This window comes from Agrobacterium rubi TR3 = NBRC 13261, from assembly GCF_000739935.1.
Lineage (GTDB): Bacteria > Pseudomonadota > Alphaproteobacteria > Rhizobiales > Rhizobiaceae > Agrobacterium > Agrobacterium rubi.
In genome coordinates this window covers 86,070-107,049 of record NZ_BBJU01000029.1, presented here as the reverse complement: position 1 = coordinate 107,049, position 20,980 = coordinate 86,070, and the positions used below count along the sequence as shown (strand labels likewise).

The following is a 20,980-nucleotide window of genomic DNA, read 5'->3' as shown; positions in this document are numbered from 1 at the left end:
GGATCAATGACGGGCTCGGACATTCTTATGGATGTTCATTTGGAGCGATATTGGAATACTCAGGTATGGTAACTCGTGTTTCCTAAATCCACTCAGAATGCGCAAACCTAATGAAAGTTCGAAGCTAGTAGGGGTCGTGGCATCTAGGTCTAAGCCGTAGCTTGATGTGTTTCTTCTCGAGGAAAGAGTGCAGGCCCTCAGGTCCGAGTTCCCGGCCGATGCCGCTCATTTTCCATCCGCCGAACGGCGCTTGCAGGTCGCTGGTGTCATTGACATTCACGCCCACAGCACCCGCCTCGATCCGTTCCGCCACAGACCAGCCGCGCTCGAGATCGCCGGAGAACACGTAAGCAGCGAGCCCGAACGGCAGCGCATTGGCAATCCGCACCGCCTCCCGGTCATCAGAGGCCACCTGCACCGCAGCGAGCGGGCCGAAGGTTTCCTCGGTGGTCGCCAGCGCGCCTTCCGGGACCTGGTCTACGATGGCCGGTTGGTAGAAGAAGCCCTTGTCGAAGGCATCGCCCTTGGGAATCGTGCCGCCGACCAGCAGTTTGCCGCCACGCGCCACTGCATCGTCCAGATGCCGCCTTGTTCGCACGCGGACGCTATCGTTCAGCACCGGACCGTAAAGCACGCCCGGCTCGACGCCATGGCCAAGCTTGATCTTCGCCGTCTCTGCCACAAGCGCCTCGACAAAAGCCCTGTGGATGGTCTTGCCGACGATGATTCGGTTCACGGCAATGCATATCTGGCCCATATTCGAGAAAGACCGGCGGGCAGCAGCCGCTGCCGCCTCGACCGGGTCGGCATCATCCAGCACCAGCAGCGGGCACTGGCCGCCAAGCTCCAGCGACAGCCGCTTGAGATTGCCAGCCGCCGCCCGCATGATCGCCTGGCCGGCCGGCACCGACGCGGTGGCGGTGATCATGTGGATGCCCGGATGCGCCGACAGTGCCGCGCCCACTTCAGGCCCCGTGCCGGGAATGTCGTTGAGCACGCCCGCTGGCAGACCCGCTTCGGCAAAGCACCGCACGACCATGCCGATCGCCAGCGGCGTCTCATGCGGTGGCTTGGCAATGAGTACGCAACCGGCTGCGAGAACCGGCGCGACCTTCCAGGCATAAAGATCGACCGGGTAGTTCCACGGAATAATCCCCGCGACCACCCCAAGCGGATGCGAGGTGACGATGTTGCGAATATCGGCACGCGCCGCAGGACGCAGCGACCCATATATGCGCCGTCCTTCTTCCGCATAATAGCGGATGACCTCGACACCGAAGGCGATTTCCTTTTTGGAGTCGGGCACCGGCTTGCCCTGCTCGCGGGTCAAAAGGTCAGCGATCTGGTCGATGCGTTGCTCGATAAGATTGGCTGCCCGATGCATGATCTGCGCCCGCTCGTCGGCATGCATGCCCGACCAGACAGGGAATGCCTTTGTGGCGCTGGCCACGGCGGCGTCAACATCCGCCGCCGTGGCAATAGAACTCGTACCGACTGGCTCGCCAGTTGCGGGATCGTGGATTACGGCTGTCTGGCCACCCAGGGCATCGCACCAGTGGCCATCTATGTAAAGCTTGCGGTCCATGGCTCAGCGCGCTCTCAACCGGCTCCAGAGAGCCTCATAATTTGCATCGTTCTGGGCATTGGCCGCAGCCTTGCTCGTCGTGTTGGGGCTGACCATGACGCCCGGCGTGATGCCCCGCTGCACCAGCTTTTCTGCTGTGGTTGATACGATCGCATGAGCAATGGCAATGGTAACGCTCGTCGATGTCGGCCCAACGGGATCTTCGAGTCCGTCGATGGTAATTGCGGAATCGGCCAGCGGCGCACCGGTGTCGATGACGACGTCGGCCACTTCGAACAGGCGTTTGTTGGATGAATGCCGCGAGGGCGTCGCCGAGGAATGCTGCAGCGACGTAACGCCGATAACCCCGATGCCTAAGTCCTTGCATTCGAGCGCGATGTCCATGATCACGGCGTTGATGCCGGAGTGCGAGAACAGGATCATCGTGTCGGCGGGATCGAGCTGATGCGATTTGAGGATTGCCTTGCCATAGCCCTCCTGCGCGTGAATGAAGCGATATTGCCTTGCACCCATGTCACCCCACACGCGGTGGAAAGAGATCATCGTGCTTTCGACGATCGGCCGGAAGCCGACGATCGTGCCCGTGCGCGGAAAGCTCTCGAGTGCGGGAATGGCACCATGGCCGGTGCCGAAGGTGAAGACCAGCTTGTCCGCGGCGATCGATTTCGCGCACATCTCGGCCGCTTTTTCGATCGAGGCAACCTGTTCGTCGCGCACCTTTTCCATGCGTTCGATCAAGGCGTTGAAATAATTCGTGGAAAGCGGAGCCATCTCCACATCCTTTCTATGTCTTATTGGGTGGTGGCGGAAAAAGTGTGCATGACATCGAGCGCGATCTCGAACATGTCGCGTTCAAGCTTCGCCATAAGGTCGTCCTCGATCTTTTCCTGACTCTGGGCATCGACGGTCGCCACGCACAGTGTCGAAGACCGCACACCAAGAATGCGCGCTGCCGTCAGCAATGCCGACGTTTCCATATCGGTGCCGATCAACCCCAACCGCTTGATATCTTCCTTGAGCTTGCCGATCATCTCGCGGCGCTGGCCAGAAAGTGCAAACATCTCGGTGTAGAAGCCGTCATAGGTGCCGAAAATCCCGGCGTGCCATGTGCGACCGCTGGTCGTCAGGCGATCACGCAATTCGGTATTGAGCTTGAAATCGGCGATGGCCGGAAAGCCGAGCGGCGCGTAAGTATTGGACGTTCCATCGGCGCGCATGGCGCCATCGGCCAGCACGAAATCGCCGAGCTTCGCTGGCGCCACGGCCATTGCCGTGCCGATGCGCAGGAAGGTCGAAATCCCCAGCGCATGCAGTTCATGCATGACGATCGTCGCGATTGGCGCCCCCATGCCGAAGGCGGCAACGGTAATGCGTTCACCGCCGCGCGTGCCCGTCACGGTCTTGAGACCACGGCTTTCGGGAACGAAATGGACCTCGGTCATATGCTCGGCAATGCGCTCGATGCGGGCGGGATCGCCCACAAGGATGGCCGCCTTGCCCACTTCTTCGCGTTTGGCACCGATGTACCAGGCGCGGTTCGTCCGTTCTTTTTCACTCATGCTATCAGCTTTCGGTTTCTTCGGATTTTCGCTCGAGAAGCAGTTTGCGGGCGGCCGCATTGCCGGTGTGCCCGATCACGTCAAGATTTTTCTCTCCATTCATGATCGCGGCAATGACGCCGCCGGCAAAGGTGTCGCCCGCGCCAGTCGGATCGGTCACATCGACAGGCTCAGCGGCCACGAACCGGCTTTCGCTGCCGCGGATGAACCCGGCACCAAGCCGCCCCTGCGTTTCCACCAAGATCTGGTCTTTGCGGACACGGTCAATGCCCTCGCGGATGCTATCGAGAAAGGCGCGTTCGCGCCCATTGCAGAAGATCAGGTCGGCACGGATAACCAGCGCGGCAACCTGTTCCGGCGTAATCGCGCGCGGATCATTCTTCACCACCCATGCCAGTTTCTGTTCGGGCCGGATAATGTCCAGCAATTCATCGGTGACGATCTTCGGCCCGATGGTGACGCCGATCCAGTCTGCACCCCGGATCAACGCCCGCTGCGCATCGGTCAACACGATGCTCGGCGGCAGGCCGGGATCGTAGAGCACCGCGCAATCGCCATGCGGGTCATAGGCCAGCACCGATACCGGCGTGCGCGCACCATCGACCTTTGCGATGCCATCGACGGACACGCCGCTATCTCGCAACTGGTCAAGATAAAGATCGCCCGGCCCATCCCCTCCGATCCAGCTGATCGGTGCCACAAAGCCAGAAAAACTACGAGCCACCGATTGCGTCACATAGGCTGGACCGCCACCAAGACGCGGCCATGCTTTTGGAGGGCGGCTGAGAATGGTTGTGGTGCAACCCGCACGCACATCGCCATCGAGCACGATCACGTGGTCGAGGCTGGCGTAACCGGTGACGACGATGCCACTCATGTCAGCATCTCCAACCCCTCGGCAAGGCTGACGACACGGCCCATATAGCGCTCGATATCCTCTAGCGACGCCTCCGCCAGATGCGGCCGGTTGGAATTGGTCGCTTCGCGTACGATCACAGGCTCGAAACCATTGGCAAACGCATCCTGCGCGCTGGCGCGAATGCAGACATTGGTCTTGACCCCAGCGATTATGGCACGTGTCACCTTCTGCTCGGTCAGGAACAAAGCCAGATCGGTGGCGAAGAAGGCACTGAAGCGGCGCTTGTAGACCACGATCTCGTTCGTTCCATGGGGGCGAAAATCCTTGAAGAAATCAGCGTCATGCGCGTCCTCCAGATGATGGATCGGCAGCTTCTTCCATTCGAAATCATGAAACTCCGGGCGATGCCGCTCGACAGCGTGCACTGTGATGGCCCCGCTGGCACGGGCCTGCTCGCGCAGCTTACGCATAGGTCCCAGCACCTCTTCGACCGCGGGATAATAGTTGGGATGACCGGGTTCGAAAAAGGAATTGATCACATCGACGAATACAAGGGCGGTCTTCTGGACGTCGGTCATGGACGGGCTCCACGGGATTTACGAGCCGATATGGCAATTAGGGTGAGAATGACGATGACCATCACATAAGGCAGCATCTGCACGAGCTCGGCCGGCACGCCGCGGCCCTGGATGCGGATTTGCGCTGCATCGAAGAAGCCGAACAGCAGCGCGCCGACGGCGGTCATCACTGGCCGGTTGCGACCGAAATAGAAGGCCGCCATGGCGATAAAGCCGCGCCCGGAGGTAATGCCCTCGTTAAAGATGCCGACGACGCCGATCGAGAGATAGGCACCGGCCAGACCCGCCATGAAGCCGGCAAACACGGTCGACATGTCGCGGGTGAACAGCGGGTCGAGCCCGAGCGCACGTGAGGCCTTTGGCGCAGCTCCGGCAGCCCGCAGACGCAGGCCCGGTCGGGTGCAGGCCAGGAACCAGACCATGACAGGCACCAGTAACCACGCAATCCATGTCAACACGTCATGGCCGGAGAAGATTGCACCGAGCACAGGAATGTCCTCGATGACCGGAATATCGAAGCGCGGCAGGCGCGTCACCTCAGGCAGGTTCAGCGTACCGGCCGTGTTATAAGTCGATTTGAGGAAGAACCGTACCAGCCCGGCTGCTACGATGTTAAAGCCCAGCCCGACGACTATTTCGTTGGCGTCAAGCCTGGTTACCGTGAGCGACATCATCAGACCCATGACAGCGCCGACGACGCCCGCTCCGGCCAGCGCCACTATCCAGCTACCGTTTCCGGCAGCGAGGATGAGACCAACCAGCGCTCCTACCAGCATCATCGAATCGAGCCCGATATTGACCAATCCTCCGACACGGTTGATGAGGCCGCCGAGCGCCGCCAACAGCACTGGCGTGGTCATGATGAGGGCGGCGTGGATGACATTATCGATCATGATGCGCGCCTTTTCCAGATATTGCCGAGCCGCGCCACGGCAAAGATCATCACAATGCCCTGCAGAATATTGACGAACTCGATCGGCAAATCGCTGAACAGTTGCATCGTCGCACCCGAGGTGGCCAGCGCCCCGAACAGGATCGCCGCCAGCAACATGCCCCAGGCATTGCCACGCCCGAGCAAAGCCACCGCGATGCCGACAAAACCATAGCCTGGGGAAAAGCCGGACACGTAGCGATAGACATTGCCGAGCGCATGCATGCCACCAGCCAGCCCGCCAATGGCGCCAGACAGCAGCATCATACGGAACACCAGCCCCTGCACATTCATGCCTGAAGCAGTGGCGAAGCGCGCATTCATACCTGCAATCCGCGTCTCGAAGCCCAAAGTGGCCCACTTGCCCCACAGCCAGTAGAGAATGATACAAGCAACAGCGATGATGAAGCCGACATTCAGCGTCGAACCACGCATCAGTTTCGGCAGCCGCGCCGCATCCGAAATCATCGGTGTCGCGGAATTGGCAGCCCCCGGTGCCAGCAGCGGCCCGTTGACCAGCCAAGCCGTAACGCTGAGCGCGATGAAATTCAGCATCAGCGTGGTTACGACTTCATCGACATCAAGCCGCGATTTCAAAAGGCCGGGAATGACCATCCACAGCGTGCCTGCAATGGCAGAGGCAAGGATTGCCATTGGCAACAACACATAGCCCGATAGAGAAATGAAGGTAAAACCGACAAAGGCAGCCGCCAGCCCGCCCACATTGACACAACCCTCGACCCCGACATTGAAAGCGCCGGTGCGGAAGGCAATCGCCGTCGCCAAACCGGTGAAAATCAACGGCGTCGCCGCAGAAAGCGTAGAGGCGACGCGCTTGACCGATCCAAAGGATTCGACCGCCAGCAGCCTGTAGACCTCAAGCGGGTTGTACCCGGCAATCAAGAGCACGATCGCCGCCAGTAGCAGCGCCAATATGATCGGCTGCGAAGCCTCCATGAATGGCTTGATAAAGGTCAGCTGACGTCTGGTCGGCGCGGGGGAAACGACTGTTACCATCACGCGGCCTCCCCCAGCATCATGCGACCGATCGATTCGACATCGGCATGGCCGCGCGCCAGTTCGCCGCGCACTTCGCCATTATAGAGAACCACGATCCGGTCGGCGAGCGTGAGGATCTCATCCAGCTCTTCCGACACTAACAGCACCGCACCGCCACGATCGCGATAATCGAGCAGGCATTGATGGATGAACGCGATGCCCTTGATATCGACGCCGCGCGTCGGCTGGCAAGCGACCAGCAAATCGGGATCGCCATCCAGTTCGCGCGCAATCGCCACGCGCTGCTGGTTGCCACCCGAGAGAGCGGAGATTGCCAGTTTCGAAGAAGCCCGCTTGACCGAGTAGCGATCCAACAGCTTTTCCGCATGCTCGGCAATCGCGCCAAGATTGAGAACGCCTGATTTTACGAGACCCGGCCAGCGATGATGCCCAGCCACGGCATTCTCTGCAATGGAGGCTTCGAGGCAGAGACCTTCTGCCGCCCGATCAGGGCTGAGATAGGAAAGCCCCAGCGCGCGGCGCGCCGACAGCGGCAGACCGGACACGTCCTTGCCTGACAATGAAAGTGTGCCGGATTTCACATTCAACAAACCCGTAACAGCCGCGACCAGCTCGTCCTGTCCATTGCCAGCCACACCGGCTATTGCCACAATCTCGCCTTTGCGCACATGAAGGCTGGCATTCTTCAGCTGATCGATGCCCTTGTTATCACCGATTGAGACACCCGCCATCGCCAGGACCACATCGCCCGGCTGGCCGGCACGAGCGGTCGCTTCGTGCGGAATTTCGCCGATCATCAGTTCAGCGAGCTGCGCCTTTGTGGTGTCTGATGTCCTTATACTGCAAACCACCTTGCCCGTGCGCATGACGGTAATGTCATCGCTGACGGACATGACCTCATCGAGCTTGTGACTGATAAACAGAATGGTGCGGCCCTCGTCGCGCAAGCGCCGCAGCAGAACCATCAATTCGCGAATCTGTGACGGCGCGAGCACCGCTGTTGGCTCGTCGAGGATCAGCACATCGGCACCACGATAGAGCAGGCGCAGTATTTCAACGATCTGGCGCACATGGACAGGCGCATCATCCACCTGCAGGTTCCAGTCGAGCGTCACGCCCGCCTGCCGCTCTAGCGCATGCGCCGCTTCGAGCGCTTTTGCGCGATCGATGACGCCGAGTCCTTTGACAGGCTCGCGCGCGAGAACCAGATTCTCGAGCAAAGTCAGCCCCGGCACCAGCATGAATTCCTGATGCACCATGCCGATGCCGAGCGAAAATGCTTCCGCCGGCCCCGACAGGCTGGTCGCCACATCATTGATGATGACGCCCCCCTCATCGGGCTGATCCATGCCCTGCAGGATGCGCATCAGCGTCGATTTACCGGCGCCATTGCCACCGACGATCGCATGAATGGTCCCGGCCACAGCCGAAAAATTCACGTGATCGTTAGCAGTCAGAGCGCCATATCGCTTGGTCACAGCGCGCGCGCCGAGGCGCACGTGGCCGGACACTCCCTGGGGTTCGATCTTGCGGTTCATCACGGTCTACCACCCGCTTCACTTCAGGTAGTCCGGGTACCCCTGCTCGACGACATTCCAGACCTTGACCTTGCCGGAAATGATGTCGGCCTTGGCAGCTTCAACCTTGGAGAGATAGGCAGCCGGGATGATATCCTTTGTGTATTTCATGTCGGACAGGCCGACGCCGTCTTCCTTGAGACCGTAGGCAACCGTGGTGCCACCAAGCTTGACGTCCTTGGCATAGTTCTTGACCACGTCTTCGACCGCGACATCGGTCTTCTTGATCATTGAGGTCAGCACGTTGCCCGGTGCGACACCATCCTGATCGCCATCCACGCCGATTGCGAAGTGGCCGGTGTCCTTGGCAGCCTGAATCACGCCCGTGCCAGTGCCGCCTGCGACTTGGTAGATGATATCAGCGCCTTCCTCAAACATGGCCTTGGCCATCTGCTGACCGAGCGCCGGGTCGGCGAAATTGTTGGAATAGGCGACCTTGACGTCAATCTTGGGATTGACCGACTTCGCACCCTCGATATAGCCGGCGATGAACTTGTCGATACCGGCCGACTTGGTGCCGCCGATCACGCCGATGATCGGCTCGGCATTGATGCCCTTGATCGATGTATCGGTGGTGACCTGGGCTGCCAGAACGCCGGCAAGGTAAGAACCTTCCTGCTCCTGAAAGAGCACGGACACGATATTGTCGCCCTTCTGGACCTGGTTGAGAATGGCGAAAGTCGTGTCGGGATAATCCTTGGCGACTTCGAGCATCGGCTCGCCATGCGCATATTCGAGGTCAACGACAAGGCCAAAATCGGCATCGGAGGCGCGACGCAGTATGTCGGCAGCCTGCGCCACCACGTCCTTGGATTCGACCGGCTTGCCTTCAAGGCCGGTTTCCTTCAGTGCCCGCTGGAAGCCGGCAAAAGCCAGATCGTTGTATGACTGGTCGCCCAGTCCACCCTGAGCAATAATCAGGGCTGCGGGCTTTTCAGCGGCGTTCGCCGTCAGTGTCCCAAGGACCGAGGCGAGGGCCGTTGTGACGATCAGCATGTCGATTCTGTAAGTCATCTTTATTCCCCTTTTTTATTTTTGGGTTCCCTGTTTCATGCTGCCTCGTAAGCCTGGCCTCATATGAATAGCGACGTGCGTCGTAGGTCGCCTCGACAGCATCGAGCAGCATTCCATCGGATGAAAGGGTTTGGCGGCTGACCGAAACGACGACACTATCCTCTGCGATGCCGAGCAGTTCCTGTTCTTCGGCGTCGGCAAGCCGCGCGATCAGCCGCTCGTTGGCGGCCGCCACCGTCAGGCCATGATCCTCAAAATGACGGTAGAGTGAAAAGTCGGATATTGCGACCGACTGTTCAGTCAACCCAATCCGATTAGCCAGCTCAGCCGACAACGTCGAGCGATGGCGAGCCACCGGCATTCCATCAACGTACCGCAGCCGGTCAAACAGAATTAACGCCGTATCGGCTGAATATGGGAGGCCGGGCGACCACGCCACCGGACGAAAGGAAAGAACTCTATGAGTAGCCCTGTGACCGGCTGCCCCTACCGCTTCGGTAAAGGAGAGAAGATAGCCCGGCTGGCGCCGTAACGGCACCTCAGCCACGAACGTTCCACTGCCTTGCTTGCGAACGATTAGACCGTCCTTGGCCAGCTCGTCCACAGCTTTGGCAACCGTGAAACGGCTGACTTTGAAATTCTTGGCAAGCTGCGGCTCGCTTGGCAGGCGCTGACCGGCCGCCAGATTATCGACCATGTCGCGAAGCCTGCTCGCGATTTGCAAGTAATACGGTTCGCCCGTTTCCTGAAGCCGCACCATCGGGTTCTCCAAGTTGTCCAGTCAACTGTATAGCTTGTTTAAAGACCGTCAATAGTGAAAAAGTGCTATGTTTCTTCTTGATTGCCGCTTTCTCTCGTCAACAAGGACATCGCCTCCACGCGTCTCAGCACCTGAGTTGGGTTTGCTTCCTTTGATCGTCCAGATCGCTTACGCCGCTACCGCCGTAGGGAGGCGCCATCATCTTATAATTTAACAGCCCGCGATGATTTCCGGTGTTCAGACAGCACGCTTGCTGTCCATAAACAGTCAGCTATCAATTTCGCGTTGAGCGATACTGGAACGGAATGGATAACATTGGTCGGAAGCATGGCAAGCTCGCCGACCCTGGCAAGATCGTCTTGCGAGACATCTGTTAAACCGAGATCGGCAAGCGAGGTCGGAAGGCCAATGTCGATGCAAAAGTCCAGGGCTTCTGCCACCTCCTCGGGTGCCCGGTTTTCCAGAACCAGCAGGCAGATCACGCCGAAAGCCACCTTCTCGCCGTGGAAGAAGTGGTGCGTTGGCTCCAATGCCGTCAAGGCATCGTGAATGCCGTGAGCAGCGGATACCCCGCAGTTTTCAAAGCCGAGGCCACTCAGCAGCGTGTTGGCTTCGATGATATTTTCCACCGCTGGGGTCAGCTTTCCGCCGCGCGCTGCGTGGAATGCAGCTCGACCATCGCGCATCAATGTTTCGTGGCAGGAGCGGGCGATGTGCATACCGGCAATTGTCGTTGAATAACCGTCGCCGATATAGTTTCTGGACCGCGATTCAAGGTTGGAGCGGGCCTCGTACCAGGTCGACAGTGCATCTCCCATGCCGGACACCAAAAACCGGACCGGCGCTTGAATGATCAACCCGCTATCGACCAGCACGACATCCGGATTTCGGCCACAACGCACCACCCGGTCATAAACGCCATCTGCGGAGTAGATGACACCGATCGAACTGGTTGGCGAATCCGTCGAGGCAATAGTCGGCACCGTCACGATCCTGGCGCCAAGGTTGAATGCTGTAATCTTTGCCGTATCGAGCGCCTTGCCGCCTCCGATGCCGATAACGACACCGGCATCGATGGCCCTGCCCTCATCGATGCATCGTGCCACTTCCGCATCGGTGGACTCCCCGCCGAACCGGACGAAACGTGTGGCGATGTGTTTTTGCGCCAACGCCGTCTCGATTGCGGGTCTCAGCGTCTCCCAGAAAAAACTGTCGATGATGATGAGTGCGGCTTTTGCCAGAGGTTCGACATAGTGTGCAAGATCACCGATCACGCCCTGGCCTTGAACATAGCGAAGCGGGCCGCCGTAACCACGTTGTGTCATTTATTGCGTTCCTCATTAAAATCGTTTGCGTCAGCGCAGCGTCAATCCGCCGTCAATTGTCATGATCTCGCCAGTGGTAAAGCTTGCCGCATCGCTTGCGAGGTAGACCGCGGCTCCGGCAAGTTCCTCGACACCGCCGATGCGGTTCTGCACCGCCCCTTTTGCCCAGTGATCACGTACGACGTTGGGGTGCTCTTTCAGCACCTCATCCGTCAGTTCGGTCCTGATGTAACCGGGTGCGATGGCGTTGACCCGGATGCCGTGTTCGGCCCATTCGGTAGCAAGGCATTTGGTCAGCATATGCACGCCGGCCTTCGAGACATTGTAGGCGGCGTGACGGAAGGGCCAGTTGACGATGCGGCCGGACATGGAACCGATATTGATGATGGAGCCGCTTTTTTGCGCGATCATCTGTCTGCCGACGATCTGCGAGACCAGAAAGACGCCATCGAGATTGACGGCCATGGTCTGTCGCCATGTGTCGAGGCCGCACTCTTCCGCGGCTGCGGGAAGCACGATGCCAGCATTGTTGACCAGAATGTCGATGCGGCCCCAGCGCGCGATGACCGCGTCTGTCATACGCTGCACATCCGCTTCGTCAGAAACATCAGCCTGAATGGCGAAGCTGTCGACACCGGTCGCTTTTAGCTCGTTCACCAGGACTTCCGCTCTGTCCATAGAAGAGCGGACGACAATCGCCACATCTGCGCCATGGGCGGCCAACGCTTCCGCCAGTGCCTTGCCTATGCCGCGCGAACCGCCGGTGACGATGGCCTTGCGGCCCTTGAGATCGAAGATGGCCTTATAATTATTGTTCGTGCCTGACATCGGCAACGTCCTCCAGTTTTGAAAATTGATCCTGTGCCTCCACACCGGATGAATCAGGCGGCTGACGAGGTGGTCACCGGCTGCATTTTGACCTCACCCCATTGGCTCAAAATATGATCTGCCGTTCGCGTCGCCTGCGCGACAATCGTCAAGGACGGATTGAGGGCTGTTGACGATGGCAGGAAGGATGCATCCACGACGTAGAGATTATCGACGTCCCAGACCTTGCAATGGGGATCAAGGACAGATGTCTTGGGATCGTTGCCGAAACGGGCCGTTCCGCATTGGTGCATCGATACCTTGATGTCCATCTTGTTGGTGATGATCAGCGGATAACCAAGGGAGCGCATGCAGCGGCTCCACACCTGCACCAGTTCATTATGGGATTTCAGATTGTTGGGCGTGTAGCTCAGCCGGATTTTGCCGTCGGCATCGAGTGAAACCCGGTTGTCAGGATCGGGCAGGTCCTCGGACATCAACCACCAGTCGACACTGCGTTCGGCAAATATCGCCATCAGCCACTCCGGCGCCCAGCGAGCATTGGCCGTTAGCATGCCGCCTTGCAGTTTTCCGAGCCCCTGAACGTTTCCGAGCGGATAGGGTTTTTCGCTGTTGGCCAAATAGTAATCGTTGATCGCCATCGACTTCTGGAATGTCACGCGGTTCTTCTTGAACGGCGAGATCGCCATCATCGCCGTGTTGTTGTGCGCCATGTAGTTGCGGCCAAGCTGATCCGACATGTTGTTGCCGAGACCGCGCTTATGGGCATCGTTGGCGGAGCGCAAAAGCAAGGCAGACGAATTGATGGCCCCGGCACTGGAAATGAACAGGTCGGCAGAGATCGTGCGGGTTTGCCCGGAATGGGTGATCTCAATGCCGGTCACGCGCTTGCCAGTCGGGTCGGTCAACAGTCTGTGGACGAAAGCCTCCGTCACCAGATCAACATCGCCCTTGGCAAGGGCGGGATTGACCAGCCGGACTTCGGCGTCACCCTTTGCGCCCAGCTGACAAGCAAATCCATCGCAAGTGCGACAGCGGATACAACTTCCGCCCTGATGGTAATCGATGGCGATGGGCAGCGGAAATGGGCGAAGCCCTTTTTCACGCAGCTTCTTATCAAAGAAAGCGATTTCCGGCTCATGACCGATTGCGGGATAAGGCATCGGGCCGGAGCGTGGTGGCTCGGTGGGGTCCATTCCGGCCGCGCCATGGGTTCCCATCAGCTGTTCGGCGATATCGTAATAGGGCGCGAATTCGTCGTAGCTGACCGGCCATGCAGGCGCCACCCCGCCCTCATGTTGCAAGTCCTGAAAATCCTCGGCCCGGAATCGCAAGGTGGCTGCACCGAAAAACTTGCTGTTGCCGCCGACGTAATAATAGGTACTGGGGTTGAAATCCTTGCCGTCGCGATCGCGCCAGGTTTCCTTGGTCGCGTATTTGCGCGTATGGAAAACCGCGTCGACGCTCCAGTTGTCGGGCTCGCGTGGTAGCCTTGGTCCGCGCTCGATCATCAGGATGCTACGCCCGCGACCTGCAAGCCGGTTGGCCATCGCGCCGCCACCGACGCCCGCGCCAATGATGACGACGTCGTAAAAATCTTTGATTGCGTTCATGTCATTCCTCCCGGTGGCACGCCCATCCCGCGCAGCCACGTACCTTCACATGCGTTACATCACGGCCCCGACCTGCCAGGGCACAAATTCGTTGTCGCCATAATCGTAGGTTTCACTCGCGGTCTTGCGTCCCGATGCGGTGTCCAGGATCAGTTGGAAGATGTGCTCTCCGGCCTGCTCAACCGTCTCGTCACCGGTGACGATGGTGCCGCAATTGATATCCATGTCCTCGCTCATGCGCTCATACATCGGCGTGTTCGTTGCCAGCTTCAGCGAGGGCGCGGGTTTGAAACCGGAAACGGAACCGCGCCCGGTGGTAAAGCAGATGAGATTGCACCCGCCCGCCACCTGCCCCGTTACGGCCACGGGGTCGTAGCCGGGCGTGTCCATGAAGACGAAACCGGATTGCGTGATTTTCTCGGCATATTCGTAGACGGCGTTCAGACGGGATGTACCGCCCTTGGCGACGGCACCGAGCGACTTTTCGAGGATCGTCGTCAGCCCACCGGCCTTGTTGCCGTGCGAGGGATTGTTGTTGAGTTCTGCATTGCCGCGCTCGGCATACTCTCTCCACCAATCGATGCGTTGCAGCAGTTTTTCCGCAACGGCAGGCGACGCCGCCCTGCGGGTCAGCAGATGTTCGGCACCATAGATTTCTGGGGTTTCGGCAAGACAGGTCGTGCCGCCGTGGCGGATCAACAGATCGGATGCATAGCCAAGTGCCGGATTGGCGGAAATGCCGGAATATCCGTCGGAACCGCCGCATTCCAGTGCAAGCTTCAGCATCGATGCTGGCTGGGATGTGCGCACATCGCTGTTGATGGCCGGAAGCATGGCTTCGATTGCCGCAATGCCTTCCTCGATCGTGCGACGCGTGCCGCCTGTGGCCTGGATCGTCATCGTGCGGAAACGATCTCCTTCCACCAAACCATGTGCTGTCAGCAGCGCTGGAATCTGGTTGGTTTCACAGCCAAGACCAATCATCACCACGCCGCCGACATTGGGGTGTGTTGCGTAGCCAGCAAGCGTGCGGGTCAAAAAGGCGTAGCCCTCTGTCTTGGTGTTGATGGCGCAGCCCCCACCGTGGGTGAGCGCGATGATGCCGTCGACATTGGCAAAATCATTCAGCCGACCCGACGTGGTAAAGTGGCTCGCAATCGCCCTCGAGACCGTGGCGGAACAGTTCACCGAGGAGATGATCGCAACATAGTTGCGCGTACCGGCCAGCCCGCTTGGCCGCGCATAGCCTAGAAAGGATGCGCGCTCAGATACAGGCAGAAAATCAGGCTCGTGGGCTTCGATGCAGAATTCATGGGCCAGTTCGACATCGCCCATGGCCATGTTATGGGTGTGAACATGCTCCCCGATGCCGATATCCTTGCTGGCAAAACCGATGATCTGCCCGTATTTGATGACGGCTTCACCCGCTTTCATGGGCGAGATCGCCACCTTGTGGCCTTGCGTGATCCGCTCGGACAGCGATGCCCCGCCTAGTTCGGAAAACGGTGCCGGGTCCAGCGAAACACGGGTAATCAAAACATTGTCGCGGGCGTTCAGACGCAGGAACGGGGAATTGGTGCTGTAGGCTGTCATCTCAGTCCTCCTCCCTTTCGAACAAGGCGATCTTGTCCTCGTACATATTGGCCATGACAGCGAACGAGGAGTCGAGATGGATGCGCATGGCCAGCTCAGCTTGGTCGGCGCTGCGGTTTTTCAAGGCCTTGACGATGGCTTCGTGTTGCTCTGTCACCATGGCGAGATGCCCCGGCACCGGCGCGCTCAACTGGCGCATCCGGTCCAGATGGACCTTGGCAAGGGTGATGAATTTCCAGATACGCGGATAGCCGCTGATCGCAGCGATCTTGCCATGCAAGACGTCGTCAGCGTCGAGATATCGATCAAGCGTGTTGTTGGCCAGAAGCGTTCGCATACCCTCCAAGATTGTGTCGAGTTCCGCGATATGGGCGTCCTTGATGAGTGTTGAGGCCTTGCGAACGCTTTCGATTTCAAGCGCGCGGCGAATGACAAAACCTTCTTCGGCCACGGTGAAAGAGATGCGACTGACATAGGTACCCGAATGCGGAAAAATATCCACAAGACCCTCGTCGGCAAGCCGCTGGAGCGCCTCGCGAACCGGCGTGCGTGACACGCCCAACTCGGAGCAGAGATCTTTCTCCGAGATAACCGCACCAGGCTGCATCTCCAGATGAACGATGGCTTGGCGAAGTGACCCATATATCACCTCAGATTTTGGAGCGGCTTTCATCTCTCGTGTATTCCCAGCAACTTCAACCTAAAGCCTCAATATATGAGCGTTTTGCGGTCTGTAATTTCCGTTGACAGACGATTTGTCATCTGCATTTATATAACTCATATATTAGTTGGCGGCGCAAGTGAAAATTTGAACGCCCCTGACGGAGGAGGAGAAGCATCGGTCGGGAGCCCGGTGTGATCCAGCAAAGCGAAGAAAACCAACGGCGATAGCCATTGTTGTGCACGAAAGGCCATGGCGTCTGCCTGCCATTCGTCGTCGACTCTGGCAGCCTCGGCAACAGGTGAAAACGCGACATGGCCTTGATCAATTATCTGACCCGTATCGAATTCGAAGAGGGGGCGATTTCACGCTTGCCAGCGCTTCTTACTGAGCTTGGCGTGCGCCGACCGCTGATCGCGACCGATCGCGGCCTCGTTTCGACCGGATTGGTGGAGCGGGTGCTGGGCCTGTTTTCCGAACGCCCTATCGTTTTTGACGGCACACCCGCCAACCCAACGGAAGAGGCGGTCGAGGCGGCTTATGCGCTCTATGTCGAGAAAGGTTGCGATGGGATTGTCGGGCTGGGTGGCGGTTCATCGCTCGATCTTGCCAAGGCAGTTCGCTTGCTGAGCGGCCATGAAGGACCCTTGGCGCAATATACCGCAGTCGAAGGTGGTGCGTCACGCATTCACGGGAGCATCTGCCCTATGATTGCGGTGCCGACGACATCCGGCACCGGCTCGGAAGTCGGTCGCGCAGCTGTCATCATCACTGCCGAGGGTCGAAAGCTCGGCATATTGAGTGGCTTCATGCTGCCTAGCATCGCGCTGTGCGATCCGGAATTGACCCATGGCCTCCCGCCCTTTCTGACGGCGGCGACGGGTATGGATGCACTGTCGCACTGTCTCGAAACCTATATGGCGCCCGCCATCAATCCGCCTGCGGAAGCCATTGCCCTCGATGGCCTGAAGCGCGGCTTTCCCGCTATCAGGCAGGCCGTGAAGAATGGCCAAGATCGCAAAGCGCGCTGGGACATGATGATGGCAGCGCTCGAGGGCGCGATGGCGTTTCAAAAGGGGCTGGGTGCCGTGCACGCCCTCACCCATCCGCTTGGGGCTATCAGGGAACTCAATCTGCACCATGGCACACTCAACGCCGTGCTGATGCCAGCGGTGTTGCAGTTCAACCGGCCCGTGATCGGTACGAAGTGGGATGTGCTGGCGGGTATTCTGGGTGGGGAGCCCGATGCCATCATCACCGCGCTCAATCGCGATATCGGCATGCCCTCCGGGCTCGGGGCCATGGGCGTGACGGAGGCGATGATGGACAAGGTTTCGGGCGAGGCGCTGAAGGATCATTGCCATGCAACGAACCCGCGGCTGGCCACGAAAGAAGATTATCTGGAGATCATACGCCAGTCGTTTTGAAGGCGGCGTCGGGAGATGAGACGGCCGGATGGTTCCGGTCGTGTTGACGGGAGGAAGCTATGTCTGAGACTACAATCGGAATGCAGGGGGAAGAGACCAGTCTCTGCGGCCTGAAACTGACGCGCCGCGGCGTGTTGAGCGCAGGCGCGGCGATGACCGTTGCCGCAGCGCTCGGTCGACCCAATTTCGCCTATGCGCAGGATTTGAAATTCTGTGCGTCGCTGGGCTGGACCGTATGGGAATCTGGCCGTCACATCGTCAATGGGTATAAGGACGCGATACAGCGTCTGGGCGGTACCTTGACTATTGCAGACGCCAACTACGATATCAAGAAACAGGCCGACCAGATCGCGGCCTTCGTCGCCTCCAAGCCCGCCGCCATCTTCATCACGCCAGCCGATGCCGCGGCTATTTCTCCAGCCGTGCAGGCGGCTGTCGCATCCGGCATTCCGATCTTCTGTGGCGACAGTTATGTCCCCAACACCACCGTCACCTCGACTGCCATGTCGAACAATTTTGGCCTAGGTGCTGCTGGTGCGGAATATATCGCCAAGCGCTTGAACAGTAAGGGCAAAGTGGCGCTGGTGAGCCTTCCCTCCAATGAATCCTGGGATCAGCGTACGCTCGGAGCGCGCTCCGTCTTTACCCGCTTCCCCGATATCACAATCGTCTCGGAGATTGCATTTGCCTTGGGTGGAACGACGACGCCACGCCAAGTGGTGGACAATATCCTGACGGCCAACCCGGAACTGGACGCGATCTGGTGCGCCTGGGACGGTGCTGCCTCTGAAGGCACCCTTGCCATCCGCGCAGCCTCCCGCAAGGTTTTCATCACCGGCATCGATGGTGGCAAGCAGTCGTTCGAATACATCAAAGCCGGATCGCCCTTCGCACTGACCATGGCGCAGAGCTTTTATGAAATGGCCTACATGAACGCCTTCTATGCTCATGAGGTCGCAGCGGGACGCAAGGCGCCACGCTTCGTCATCACACCGTCCTACGCCGTCACCCAGGACAGTTTGAAAAACCTCTCAGAGATACCGGACAATTACGACCAACCCGGCGAAGCCCTGAAACTGGGCTGGCCGCGCGCACTCTAAGTCCACCCACGAAGGCGGGTCCGACATATGGGCCCGCCGCACACCAACAATCGGGACATGACAATGGCAACCGTGTTGAGCATGCGGCAAATCGAAAAACGCTTCGGTGTCGTCAAGGCACTGGATGGCGTTCACTTCGAGTTGGAAAAAGGTGAAATCCATGCGCTGCTGGGTGTCAACGGCGCGGGTAAATCGACGTTGATCAAAATCCTGTCCGGCGTTTATGCGAAGGATACCGGAACAATTGACATCGATGGCAAGCCGGTCGAGTTGGGAACGCCTGCCGCCGCAATCGCGGAAGGCATCGCCTGCGTCCAGCAGCACCCGGAACTGGTCAACGACTTTACCGGCGTCGAGAATATCTTTCTCGGAGAAGAGGCGCACAAGCCGGGTCTTACCGGGCGCATCAACCGTACAGCCATGCGCCTAGCCGCACAAAAGCTGCTGCAACGATTCCCCATTGAAATCGATCTCGACAGGCGTGTTGGCGAAATGCCAGCCGTCGATCGCGAGATCGTCGCGGTGCTCCATGCTCTACGACGCGACGACATAAAAATCCTGATCCTCGACGAGCCAACCTCGACGCTGACCGAGCGTGAAAAGGCATCGCTGTTTCAACTAATGCGCACGTTGAAAGCGGCTGGGATCGCCATCATCTACATCACCCATCGCCTCGAAGAAGTGTTCGAGATTGCCGACCGGTTCACCGTGTTTCGCGGCGGCCGCAACGTGGCAACCTTCCCGGCGAAGGGGGCACTTGATGACGGTATTTCTATTCCGGAACTCATGCTGGACGAAAAGTCCGGCGACATCTTCCCTCCCAGGGCAGACGGGGCGGGCGGTGAAGTGATGATGGAGGTCAAGGGTCTCGAAAAGAAGGGACTCTTCACCGACGTCAGCTTCACCCTCCGCCGGGGGGAAATTCTCGGCATTTTCGGACTTGTCGGCTCTGGGGTTGATGAGTTGTCGAAGGCGCTTTTCGGCGTCATCCGCCCGGATGCAGGCGAGATCAGCATCGACGGCCAGCCAGTCAAGTTGAAAGACCCGCACGACGCGCTCAGGCGCGGTATCTTTCTTGTGCCGGGTGACAGACGCACCGAGGGTCTGACGCTGTCAAAGGACGTGATTTTCAACACAGTGGTCGCACATCTCGGCAAGGCATCGTGGACCGGCGGCCTCATGCGCTTCGGGCGCAATCGCAAGTCCGCCGAGGATTTGGCGAAGCGCGTCGCGCTCCAGCCGCCGAAGCTCGACCGACCCGTCAGCGCCTTTTCCGGAGGCAATCAGCAGAAGATCGTAATCGCCAAAGGGCTCTACCGCGACGCCCGGATCTACATCTTCGTGGAGCCGACTGTCGGTGTCGATATCGGCGCGCGCGCAACGCTGTACGCGCTGATGCGGGAATTGTCGCACAAGGCAGGGGTAATTGTCATCTCGTCCGATTGCGATGAGGTCCACGGTGTCGCAGACAGGTCGATCGCTCTCTATAAGGGCCGTCCCATTACCCAGACGGACGCAGCCCCCAGTCGTGATCAGCTTCTTGCTGCGGGTATCATGGGAGTTCGGTCATGAGCGAACGTTTCAAGCTTCCACCAATAGTGCTTCGATTAGGGGCCTTCATTTTACTGCTTGCCTGCATCGCCGCTGTCTTCCAAACATTTGCGCCGGTCTATCTCAGCAGTGGCAACCTGCACGCACTTCTGCGCCATATGGCGGTGAACGGTCTGGCGGCCATCGGGCTGACATTCGTCATCGTCGTCAGACAATTCGATCTTTCCTTTCCGGGCGTGGCATCTTTAGGTGCCATGACGCTCGGCTTCCTGCTTGCGGCGGGATATGGTCTGAGCGTTTCAATCGGTGGTGGGATTGCTGTCGGAATCTTGGCCGGTTCGATCAACGGCACTGTCATCGCCTATCTGCGGCTTCCCGATATCGTCGCGACCATTGCCACGGGCGGTGTCGCGATCGGACTGTCCTATTTCTACAGCAACGGTACATCGATCTCTGAAAACTTCTTCATGTCGGGCATTCTCGACCTGAACGATGCCAAGGTTCTGACCTTCGACATGCCGGTCGTCATTCTGGCAGCCGCCGCTATCGTTGCCGGGATCGTTCTGCATGCATCGCGTTTAGGTCGCGCCTTTTATGCCACCGGCGAAAACCGCGTATCCGCCCGCTTTTCGGGTATTCGCGTCAAACTTTATGTATTGGCAGCCTTTGCGCTGTGCGGTGCCATGTCCTGTCTTGCCATAACGCTTCTGGTCGCTTCATCCGGTGCTGCCAATGTGACGGCGGGCAACCAGTTGCTCATGCCCGCATTCGCGGCTGTCTATCTGGGGGCTGCTCTTTTCGGCGCGCCGTCCATTCCGGCAACCCTTGCCGGCACCTTGCTGATGTCGACCATGCTGAACGGCTTCACGCTACTCGCAATACCCTACTACTACAGCGATGCGATCGTGAGCCTCGTACTGATCGCGGCAATCTCGATTTTCGACCCCAAACTGACGGCGGCGCTGAGCAATCTGCTCGGCGGTCGCATGGCCCGATGAC

Annotated in this window: 19 protein-coding genes; 4 read left to right on the top strand and 15 right to left on the bottom strand. The window is 58.9% G+C overall.

The window, feature by feature from the left end; translation table 11 throughout:
* Positions 1-124 precede the first annotated feature (124 nt).
* The 15 genes from RRU01S_RS22235 to RRU01S_RS22165 all read right to left on the bottom strand — a co-directional run bounded on the left by RRU01S_RS22235 (position 125) and on the right by RRU01S_RS22165 (position 15,915).
* A complete protein-coding gene (locus RRU01S_RS22235; RefSeq protein WP_045232406.1) occupies positions 125-1,585 on the bottom strand; it encodes an aldehyde dehydrogenase family protein in 1,461 nt (486 codons plus the stop codon).
* 3 nt (positions 1,586-1,588) lie between these two features.
* Positions 1,589-2,356, bottom strand: a complete 768-nt coding sequence (locus tag RRU01S_RS22230) for a sugar isomerase domain-containing protein (RefSeq protein ID WP_045232438.1) — start codon at positions 2,354-2,356, stop codon at positions 1,589-1,591.
* Positions 2,357-2,376: 20 nt separating this feature from the next.
* Positions 2,377-3,144: a nucleoside phosphorylase gene (locus RRU01S_RS22225; RefSeq protein ID WP_045232405.1), complete on the bottom strand. Its 768-nt coding sequence runs from the start codon at positions 3,142-3,144 to the stop codon at positions 2,377-2,379.
* A gap of 4 nt (positions 3,145-3,148) precedes the next feature.
* Positions 3,149-4,021, bottom strand: a complete 873-nt coding sequence (locus RRU01S_RS22220) for a carbohydrate kinase family protein (RefSeq protein WP_045232404.1) — start codon at positions 4,019-4,021, stop codon at positions 3,149-3,151.
* Positions 4,018-4,581 (bottom strand): cysteine hydrolase family protein, encoded by a 564-nt coding sequence (locus RRU01S_RS22215; protein WP_045232403.1) that lies wholly within the window; start codon positions 4,579-4,581, stop codon positions 4,018-4,020. Before RRU01S_RS22215 ends, RRU01S_RS22220 begins: the two co-directional genes overlap by 4 nt.
* A complete protein-coding gene (locus RRU01S_RS22210) occupies positions 4,578-5,474 on the bottom strand; it encodes an ABC transporter permease (protein WP_045232402.1) in 897 nt (298 codons plus the stop codon). The genes RRU01S_RS22215 and RRU01S_RS22210 overlap by 4 nt, the downstream gene beginning before the upstream one ends.
* On the bottom strand, positions 5,471-6,529 hold the full coding sequence (locus RRU01S_RS22205) for an ABC transporter permease (RefSeq protein ID WP_052816201.1): 1,059 nt from the start codon (positions 6,527-6,529) through the stop codon (positions 5,471-5,473). The genes RRU01S_RS22210 and RRU01S_RS22205 overlap by 4 nt, the downstream gene beginning before the upstream one ends.
* Complete coding sequence (locus RRU01S_RS22200) at positions 6,529-8,070, bottom strand: ABC transporter ATP-binding protein (RefSeq protein WP_045232401.1); 1,542 nt, start codon at positions 8,068-8,070, stop codon at positions 6,529-6,531. Before RRU01S_RS22200 ends, RRU01S_RS22205 begins: the two co-directional genes overlap by 1 nt.
* An 18-nt stretch (positions 8,071-8,088) precedes the next feature.
* Positions 8,089-9,123: a BMP family lipoprotein gene (locus RRU01S_RS22195; RefSeq protein WP_081880167.1), complete on the bottom strand. Its 1,035-nt coding sequence runs from the start codon at positions 9,121-9,123 to the stop codon at positions 8,089-8,091.
* Entirely contained in the window at positions 9,044-9,883 is an 840-nt protein-coding gene (locus tag RRU01S_RS22190; protein ID WP_052816200.1) for a GntR family transcriptional regulator, read from the bottom strand. Before RRU01S_RS22190 ends, RRU01S_RS22195 begins: the two co-directional genes overlap by 80 nt.
* Positions 9,884-10,086: 203 nt before the next feature.
* A complete protein-coding gene (locus RRU01S_RS22185; protein WP_045232399.1) occupies positions 10,087-11,208 on the bottom strand; it encodes a glycerol dehydrogenase in 1,122 nt (373 codons plus the stop codon).
* Between the two features lie 30 nt (positions 11,209-11,238).
* Positions 11,239-12,036, bottom strand: coding sequence for an SDR family NAD(P)-dependent oxidoreductase (locus RRU01S_RS22180; RefSeq protein WP_045232398.1), 798 nt, complete (start codon positions 12,034-12,036; stop codon positions 11,239-11,241).
* A gap of 53 nt (positions 12,037-12,089) precedes the next feature.
* Complete coding sequence (locus RRU01S_RS22175; protein WP_045232397.1) at positions 12,090-13,649, bottom strand: GMC family oxidoreductase; 1,560 nt, start codon at positions 13,647-13,649, stop codon at positions 12,090-12,092.
* A gap of 54 nt (positions 13,650-13,703) precedes the next feature.
* Positions 13,704-15,242, bottom strand: coding sequence for a UxaA family hydrolase (locus RRU01S_RS22170; protein ID WP_045232396.1), 1,539 nt, complete (start codon positions 15,240-15,242; stop codon positions 13,704-13,706).
* Between the two features lies 1 nt (position 15,243).
* A complete protein-coding gene (locus tag RRU01S_RS22165; RefSeq protein WP_045232395.1) occupies positions 15,244-15,915 on the bottom strand; it encodes a GntR family transcriptional regulator in 672 nt (223 codons plus the stop codon).
* Between the two features lie 302 nt (positions 15,916-16,217).
* Here RRU01S_RS22165 and gbd point away from each other — a divergent pair, with 302 nt between their 5' ends.
* The 4 genes from gbd (at position 16,218) to RRU01S_RS22145 (ending at position 20,979) form a co-directional block, all read left to right on the top strand.
* A complete protein-coding gene (gene gbd, locus RRU01S_RS22160; protein WP_045232394.1) occupies positions 16,218-17,330 on the top strand; it encodes a 4-hydroxybutyrate dehydrogenase in 1,113 nt (370 codons plus the stop codon).
* A gap of 59 nt (positions 17,331-17,389) precedes the next feature.
* Positions 17,390-18,430 (top strand): sugar ABC transporter substrate-binding protein, encoded by a 1,041-nt coding sequence (locus RRU01S_RS22155; protein WP_234936218.1) that lies wholly within the window; start codon positions 17,390-17,392, stop codon positions 18,428-18,430.
* A gap of 63 nt (positions 18,431-18,493) precedes the next feature.
* Positions 18,494-20,002 (top strand): sugar ABC transporter ATP-binding protein, encoded by a 1,509-nt coding sequence (locus RRU01S_RS22150; RefSeq protein WP_081880166.1) that lies wholly within the window; start codon positions 18,494-18,496, stop codon positions 20,000-20,002.
* Positions 19,999-20,979 carry an ABC transporter permease gene (locus tag RRU01S_RS22145; protein ID WP_045232391.1) on the top strand — a complete coding sequence of 327 codons (981 nt, stop codon included), beginning with the start codon at positions 19,999-20,001 and terminating at the stop codon, positions 20,977-20,979. The genes RRU01S_RS22150 and RRU01S_RS22145 overlap by 4 nt, the downstream gene beginning before the upstream one ends.
* Position 20,980 lies beyond the last annotated feature (1 nt).